Origin of the sequence: Mesorhizobium sp. M5C.F.Ca.IN.020.32.2.1 (assembly GCF_004023105.1) — a bacterium.
Classification (GTDB): Bacteria; Pseudomonadota; Alphaproteobacteria; order Rhizobiales; family Rhizobiaceae; genus Mesorhizobium; species Mesorhizobium wenxiniae.
This window is the reverse complement of the sequence record NZ_RZSX01000312.1, coordinates 1-6,592: the sequence shown is the minus strand read 5'-3', so window position 1 is coordinate 6,592 and position 6,592 is coordinate 1. Positions and strand designations below refer to the sequence as shown.

The window sequence follows — 6,592 nt, the reverse complement described above, 5'->3', positions numbered from 1 at the left end:
GGCAAAATCGGGCGTTCGCGTAAACGCGGTCGCTCCAGGATACATTGCCACGAAGATGACCAGTAACCCGGTTTCGACCTGGGTCGAACTCACACCGATGGGCCGCTTGGGCCGCACAGAGGAGATCGCAAATGTCGTTCAGTTTCTCGCCAGCGACGCCTCCAGCTACATGACCGGCGCAATTCTCAACGTGGATGGAGGATACACGAGTTGGTGAGGGCAGAATAAGCGAGGAGCCGTAAGGGCCACGTACGTCCTTCTGCAATCGGCGGGAAGCCATTTTGGCGGTAGGCAATGCGGTTGGCTATTTTCTCCTACTGATGGCGGCTTCACCTCACCCGTTTGCTGCACAGCGGCGATGAGCTTTTGGCGGCCTGAAGCGGCGATCTGCCGCCCTGCACCGATGTTTTGACGATCGTCCGGGATGATGAGAATTGCCGCCGGCTGCCGTCGATTCGCGGTGTCGGCCCGGTCCTGGCGCGGGCCTACACCAGCAGGATCGACATGCCGGCCCGCTTTCCGCAGCTCGAAGGCGGTGACCCTGCTGACGCGGAGGACGAAATGGTCCTGGCCGAAGACCTGGGCGATGAACGTCGCCAAGCGGCGCGGCCAAGAGAAGGCCGTTGTCGCCCGTCGGCTGGCGGTGATCATGCACCGGATCTGGCGCGACGGCACGCAGTTCCGCTGGACCAGGACGGAAATCATGCCGGTCGCCGGCTGACCACGTCCCGACCAGCGTCAGGATGCCGCCGTGCTCGTGACCGTCAAACGCAAGTCGCTGCGCGATGTCCCCCTGCAGTCCCAGCCTTTGGTGAAATCCCGACCCCCTCGACTTTCAAAACGGCTTGTTATCCGCGAACAGTGGGAATGGTGTGATCGACCAACTGATTAAGTCGACGGCATGCTGAAGTATCGCTTCGGTTTGAGCGAGGTTGGGTGAAGAGGCGATGACATGTCCGATCGAATCTCGGTAATCGCCTTTCCTGATGATCGGCATCTTGGGTTCAACATGCAATTTGACCTCGGCGACACCTGATACGGCAGCTGCCCGACTGGCGCCGCCAATGCAATCGAGGGTGCCATCGCGATCAGGAACGAGGAACCGTGCGGCCGCAGTCTGCGAGTGCCTTCTGCGCAAATCCCATTCGTCGCCGATGACAAGCTTGATGTGCTCGGTGATGAGATCGATGCCGTAAGCCAGCTGAATCAGTTGGGGAGTGGGCGTGCCATGAAGCCGCGGATTGACTTCAATGACGACTGGGCCACGCTTCGTCCACCGGAATTCAATGCCCGTTGGCCCCCAGCCAAGGCCGAGAGCTCGCAAACAGCTCAACGAAACATCGGCGATACGCTCACGCTCGTCATCAGTCAGCGGGGCCGGAAAGGTGCACTCCCGACCGACGAAATGCGGTAAGGGGCCGAAGTCAGTGGCGGTAATCCCAATGACCTCATTTCCCATTATGTCGGCGGCATAAAGCGGGCCTTGCGCGAATTCTTCGACCAGTATCCTGGGCGAAGACCACTGTTTGTGCTTTCCGCCCAACAGATGGATGGTATGTTCGGTCAACTCGTCGACGTCGCGGCACAATCGGACACCTACGCTACCGTTGCCGACCGCTGGCTTAAGAACCACCGGCAGGCCGATCTCGGCAGCAGAGCTTTCTATGTCCGTCGCATCCGCTGCCAAGCGATAAGCTGGTACTGAAACGCCGGCCTCGGCGAGGAGTTGACGTTGAACGAACTTGTCGCAGCATCGTTCAATGGATGTGGGATTCGGCCCCGGTAGATCGAAATACCGGCAGAGCTTGCCAACCGTCGCACAGACCGACTCCCTGGCGCACGTAACGCCGGCAATGTCATAGGTCGCACGTAGCCGGGAACATTCGCGGATCAGCGCATCGAGATCGTTTGTATCGACCCGGACTATTGCCTCAATCCTTTCCGCCGCAAGACAGTCGTACTGAGCTGGATCAGCCGACAGGATGATTGCATGAAGCCCAAGACGCTGGGACGCTTGGAGGTATAGCAGACCATTACCCATTGGACTGCCTTCAACCAGGATGACCGCTCTTTTTGCCATTGCTGTTGACCCTCGGTAGCGTGCTGTGCGGCGTCTGAAGCTTAAAGTAGCCGTGCCTGACCTCAGACATTGTGGTGAACGTACCATTGTCGGCGATTTGTCGTCGTGAAGGTTCTGTAAAATTTTGTTTGAGTGCCCGGACAAGGTCTGGGGATTGACCGGAGTTCCCCCTTCGGGGTTTGGAGAGTGTTGGGCAAGGGTGCAAGCGAACCGTCACCGGCAACCTGCATATTGACGAGACCTCCATTCAAGGGCGTAGCGGTCGGATATGCTTCACAAATACCACGAGCTGAACAATCAATTCTATCAAGCGGCAGTCAAACATCAATTTAGTCAGTTTAAGATTGCGCTCCTTCCATCTCAAGCGCGCCGAGCTGTACCGCTTGCTTGAGCGGCTCAAGCTCGTGCGCCGTCAGATCCGCACCAAGGCCCGCATGCGATGGTGCACCTCATCGCACGGGTCAACGGCGTCGGCATCAAGACGGCCGACATGCTGGTCGCGAGTGTCTTTCGCGCGGCTTGCGCGACTGCCGCGCTGGCGCGCTATGCCGGCCTCACCGGCTCGAGAGCGGCAAACGTGAGAAGAGGCTGGCGCGCGCCGGCAGTGCCGGCGTGCGGGGCTGCATGATCCAATTGGCCTGGCGCTTCTGTTCCAGAAGGACGGCGCCTGGCGCAATGATTCCACGCGCGTACGGCCGACGGCCGCAAAACCACGCGCTACGGATAACGATCCGAGGTGACGGTAACCCGAAGCTACACATTGCTGGCATGAATGCAACTCACGACCTTTTGACGATCCAAGCCTGGTGCTCGGGCACGCACAGGTCGCCACGACCCACCGCTATGCCACAGCGGATGTCGAGATGATGCGCAATGGACTCGAGACGGCGGGCGTCACCGACGATCACGGCGTGCGTTTCCGACTAAATGACTCCGTTCTGCAACTGCTGAACTCCATCTGAATATTATGTGGCGGAGGCAAGCTGGGTTTGGTGTCGCTGACGAGGGCTCAGCTGGCGTGTTTGCTCGACGGGATTGACTGGCGCAACCCGCAATACAGCTGGCGTCCGGCGAGCGCGGGATAGGACGCAGATTTCCTCACCCAAAGCGGCATTTTTCGGTTGCGCCGAGAGTCAAGTGCTTCTCTATTCGGCATGTTGAGGTCAAGCGCTTTCGGCTTGCGACTTCTCCGGCGTTTGACGTCGTTCGCGGGGCCTCGCTTCTCTACGGGATCGGCTCCGGGCCCTCCCAGCATGGGATCAGGAGAATGAGGCGGCACAATCTGACTCGCGACCTGATCGGACTGCAGCGCGACCGATCCGAGCGCTTCAACGAACTCGCCTCATCCATCGTCCCGCGAAGGACGTGCTTCCGCCGGTTGGCGGAACTTTATCTCTCTCCTTTGCGGCCTTGCCGGTCAGCCGGCGGCGGGTAGGGCCTCCTGCCGCGTCCAGCGGAATTCGGTGCCGTCCACCCACATGCGGTGCATGATGACTGCCAGCCGACGGGCGAGTGCGACGATCGCTTAGACCGCACCGCTTGGCGACATTCATCGCCCACGCCTTCAGCCAGGACCACTTCTTCACACGCGTTAGCATCACTTGGGCGGCTTCATAGAGCAAGGGGCGCATCATCCCGTCGTCGCAAAGCGAGACACGCCCGGCGCGGTGGCTTTCACCCGATTGGTTGAGCGCCGGCGCTAGTCCCAGGATGGACCCGACCGTTTTGGAGTTTCTGAATCGCTGTGGAATGTCGATCGGGGCGGTATAAGCCAGCGCCACCACAGGACCGACGCCGGAGATCGTCATCAAGCGCCGACAGACTCTTCATCGTCCCGCACGATTCTCAGACGTCTGCGATGTAGAACTGTAAACTGTTCGCGCAGCTTGCAGCGCACCTCCAGCAGCGGCGTGACAATTTCGGCCAGTTCACAACGTCCTTCGACGAGCTCGCTAATCCGTTCCTCAAACTTGACGGCTCCGACGAGGCCAACCTTGAGCCCAAAATTGCGCAACAGGCCGCGGATGTCGTTCTCGATGGCGATCGCCTTTCCCTGCAGCTTGCGGGCCGTCAAGAGTGCCCGCCGCTTCTGGCTCGCCAACGTCTTCACATGCACCGGGCGAAACAGGTTGACGCGCTGATTTGCGAGATGCCGCGCGCATCGTTGCGATCCGTCTTGTTCGGCTGTGCCTTGAGGAATGCCTTGGTGTTTGGCGGGTCTCGATGCAGGGAAGCCGTTTCCCGAGCATCTGCCGCGTGAGCGCATCGTCATCCCCGCGCCGTGTTCGTGCCCGACCTGCGGGACGCGGCTCTCGAAGCTGGGCGAGGACGTGACCGACACGCTGGAGGTGATCCCGCGCCAGTGGCATCCAGACGGTGCGCGAGAAGTTCTCGTGCCGGAACTGTGAGACGATCACCCAGCCGCCGGCGCCGTTCCATGTCGTGTCGCGTGGCCGGGCAGGTCCTGGCTTGCTCGCCCTGCTGCTGTTTCAACAAATCCGGTCAGCATCAACCATTGAACCGCCAGGCTGAGCGTTTCGCGCGCCAAGGCGTGCCACTGGGCCTGTCGACGCTCGCCGACCAGGTTGGCGCGGCCACTTTCGCGCTCATGCCCCTCTATCGCCGGATCGAGGTCCTTGCGAAGGGCAAGACCGATATCGGCAGGCTGTGGGTCTATGTCCGCGACGATCGGCCATTCGGCGGCGCCGACCCGCCCGCCGCGCTGTTCCACTATTCGCGCGACCGCCGTGGCGAACATCCGCGAGCGCATCTCGACACCTGGTCCAGTATCCTGCAGGCACACGCCTATGGTGGCTATGGCGAACTCTACGCTGCCGATCGTCGGCCAGGGCCTGTGCTCGAAGCGGGCTGCTTGCCCATGCGCGCCGCAAGTTCTTCGAACTTGCCGATGTCGAGGGATCAGCGCGCAACAAGAGCCGCGGCGAACGGACAGGGACGATCTACCCCGATCGCACTGGAGGCGGTGCAGCGCCTCGATGTCCTGTTCGATATCGAGCGCGAGATCAACGGATTGAGCGCCGAAGCGCGTGCCTGCGCTCGCCGGGAGCAGAGTGCTCCACTAATGGAGGACCTTCACGCTTGGCTGATCGTCCAGCTTGCCAAGCTCTCGCGCAACCACGATCTCGCCAAGGCCATGAAATACATGCTGCGCCGATTGCCGGCGTTTACCCGCTTTCTCGGCGATGCCGAATCTGCATTACGAACAATGCGGCTGAACGGCCCCTGCGCTGCGTCCCGCTCGGTCGCAAGGCCTGGCTGTTCTGCGGGTCGGATCGCGGCGGCCAGCGCGCTGCTGTCATCTACGCCCTCATCGGCACCGCCAAACTCAATGATGTCGACCCGCAAGCCTGGCTTACCGATGTGCTTGCACGCGTCGCAGAGCACCACGCCAACCGCCTCGACGAGTTGCTGCCGTTGAACTGGCGCAAGCCCGCCGCAATCGCGGCCTGACAATGCACATCAACAAAATCCATTCCCTGCGAACCATCGCACTCGTCGCCCGGGAACTCGGTGAAGATGAAGACTGGCTCGCCGAAATCGCATCGAAATGGAACCCGAGGACAGTCTATCTGGGTCTACGGGCCAGACCACGAAGACGGTGTCATGGCCTTCTCCGAATCGGCATCGCAAGGCTTCAAAACCCCATCGCCATCATCGCGACAAATAGCTTCCGTCCGCGTCCACCACCGGATGGATACCTCCTGTATCGGTTCGATGCGGGTTGATCTTGCCGTTCACGCGCAGATCCTAAAGCTGCTCCAGCCGCTTGGTGTCGAGGCTGCGCTGCAGGCGATCGAGACACGCCGGGTGGCACAATGCGCAACAGGTCCTAAAGAGCAGACCGATCTCAAAGCGAGGACATTTCAGGAGCAGGTCACGCCCGTTATCCGTTGCGCCGGCCCCAACCATTTTGTTCAGGCTTCCGACATTGTTGTCCAACTTCGAACAAAGGAAAAGCTTGCGCATGTCTTCCAGCAGCGCCTCGCCGCTGCTGACTGCTAGCCTTAAGTCAAATGGCACGGCGCTTGCGTCAGACTCTCTGGAATCCAGAGAAAGGTCGGTGCTCGGTAGCTGTATGGCGCATGCTTCAGATCACCCACGCCGACGCGAGGTGGCGAAGACTAGGAGCCAAGACCTCGCTTACATCCGGATGCTAAAGAGGTGGGAGCCGCAAAGCCTCATCTTATGCCTGGCATGCCGCAGTTGGCTTTGCGTCACTACCAGCCGAGAAGCAATGCGCCATCGCATGAGGCACCTTTTACTTGATATTGGAGGAACCTTTGAGTCATGCAGTTGAACGGTGATCAGAGACTAGAAGCATATCGACGGATGCTTCGGATCCGCCGATTCGAAGAAGAGGGTATGCGCCGGTTCAAAGGTGACAAGATCCCTGGTTTCTTCCACGCGAGCGTGGGTCAGGAAGCCGCTGTCGTCGGCGCATGTCTCGCCCTCCGGATCGACGACGCCATGATCGGAACGCATCGTTCGCAC

The 6,592-nt window shown here is 60.4% G+C and carries 8 protein-coding genes and 3 pseudogenes; 9 read left to right on the top strand and 2 right to left on the bottom strand.

Going from position 1 to position 6,592, the window contains the following annotated elements; all coding sequences use genetic code 11:
- Together EOA86_RS17045 and EOA86_RS40370 are read left to right on the top strand one after the other, a co-directional pair.
- Window positions 1-217 (top strand): SDR family oxidoreductase (locus EOA86_RS17045; RefSeq protein ID WP_128342707.1); only part of this gene is annotated, 217 nt, incomplete at its 5' end.
- 172 nt (window positions 218-389) lie between these two features.
- Window positions 390-721, top strand: a pseudogene (locus EOA86_RS40370) (IS110 family transposase); the annotation flags it as partial.
- 114 nt (window positions 722-835) lie between these two features.
- Here EOA86_RS40370 and EOA86_RS17035 read toward each other — a convergent pair.
- On the bottom strand, window positions 836-2,080 hold the full coding sequence (locus EOA86_RS17035; protein WP_091600637.1) for an acetyl-CoA carboxylase biotin carboxylase subunit family protein: 1,245 nt from the start codon (window positions 2,078-2,080) through the stop codon (window positions 836-838).
- Between the two features lie 439 nt (window positions 2,081-2,519).
- On the opposite strand from EOA86_RS17035, the gene EOA86_RS17030 reads away from it, so the two are divergent.
- Together EOA86_RS17030 and EOA86_RS17025 are read left to right on the top strand one after the other, a co-directional pair.
- Window positions 2,520-2,708: a hypothetical protein gene (locus EOA86_RS17030; RefSeq protein WP_091600636.1), complete on the top strand. Its 189-nt coding sequence runs from the start codon at window positions 2,520-2,522 to the stop codon at window positions 2,706-2,708.
- A gap of 178 nt (window positions 2,709-2,886) precedes the next feature.
- The gene (locus EOA86_RS17025; protein ID WP_245497296.1) at window positions 2,887-3,042 is read left to right on the top strand and encodes a hypothetical protein; all 156 of its coding nucleotides are present in this window, start codon (window positions 2,887-2,889) and stop codon (window positions 3,040-3,042) included.
- 455 nt (window positions 3,043-3,497) lie between these two features.
- On the opposite strand, the pseudogene EOA86_RS17020 reads toward EOA86_RS17025, so the two are convergent.
- Window positions 3,498-4,314, bottom strand: a pseudogene (locus EOA86_RS17020) (IS110 family transposase); the annotation flags it as partial.
- A 15-nt stretch (window positions 4,315-4,329) separates the two neighbouring features.
- Here EOA86_RS17020 and EOA86_RS40365 point away from each other — a divergent pair.
- From EOA86_RS40365 to EOA86_RS41520, 5 genes and pseudogenes are all read left to right on the top strand, one after another.
- Window positions 4,330-4,488 carry an IS66 family transposase zinc-finger binding domain-containing protein gene (locus EOA86_RS40365; protein WP_244529187.1) on the top strand — a complete coding sequence of 53 codons (159 nt, stop codon included), beginning with the start codon at window positions 4,330-4,332 and terminating at the stop codon, window positions 4,486-4,488.
- Window positions 4,489-4,517: 29 nt separating this feature from the next.
- A pseudogene (locus EOA86_RS40360) lies at window positions 4,518-5,231 on the top strand (transposase); the annotation flags it as partial.
- On the top strand, window positions 5,180-5,551 hold the full coding sequence (locus EOA86_RS40355; RefSeq protein ID WP_244529186.1) for a transposase domain-containing protein: 372 nt from the start codon (window positions 5,180-5,182) through the stop codon (window positions 5,549-5,551). The pseudogene EOA86_RS40360 and the gene EOA86_RS40355, both read left to right, overlap by 52 nt.
- 153 nt (window positions 5,552-5,704) lie before the next feature.
- A complete protein-coding gene (locus EOA86_RS17010) occupies window positions 5,705-6,103 on the top strand; it encodes a hypothetical protein (protein WP_128342706.1) in 399 nt (132 codons plus the stop codon).
- Between the two features lie 285 nt (window positions 6,104-6,388).
- Window positions 6,389-6,592, top strand: a 204-nt coding sequence (locus tag EOA86_RS41520; RefSeq protein WP_348633352.1) for a thiamine pyrophosphate-dependent enzyme, incomplete at its 3' end; no start/stop codon positions are given.

Coding starts and splice junctions, on each gene's coding strand:
- EOA86_RS17030 (WP_091600636.1), top strand. CDS start 2,520: ATGGTGCACCTCATCGCACGGGTCAACGGCGTCGGCATCAAGACGGCC.
- EOA86_RS17035 (WP_091600637.1), bottom strand. CDS start 2,080: ATGGCAAAAAGAGCGGTCATCCTGGTTGAAGGCAGTCCAATGGGTAAT.
- EOA86_RS17010 (WP_128342706.1), top strand. CDS start 5,705: ATGGCCTTCTCCGAATCGGCATCGCAAGGCTTCAAAACCCCATCGCCA.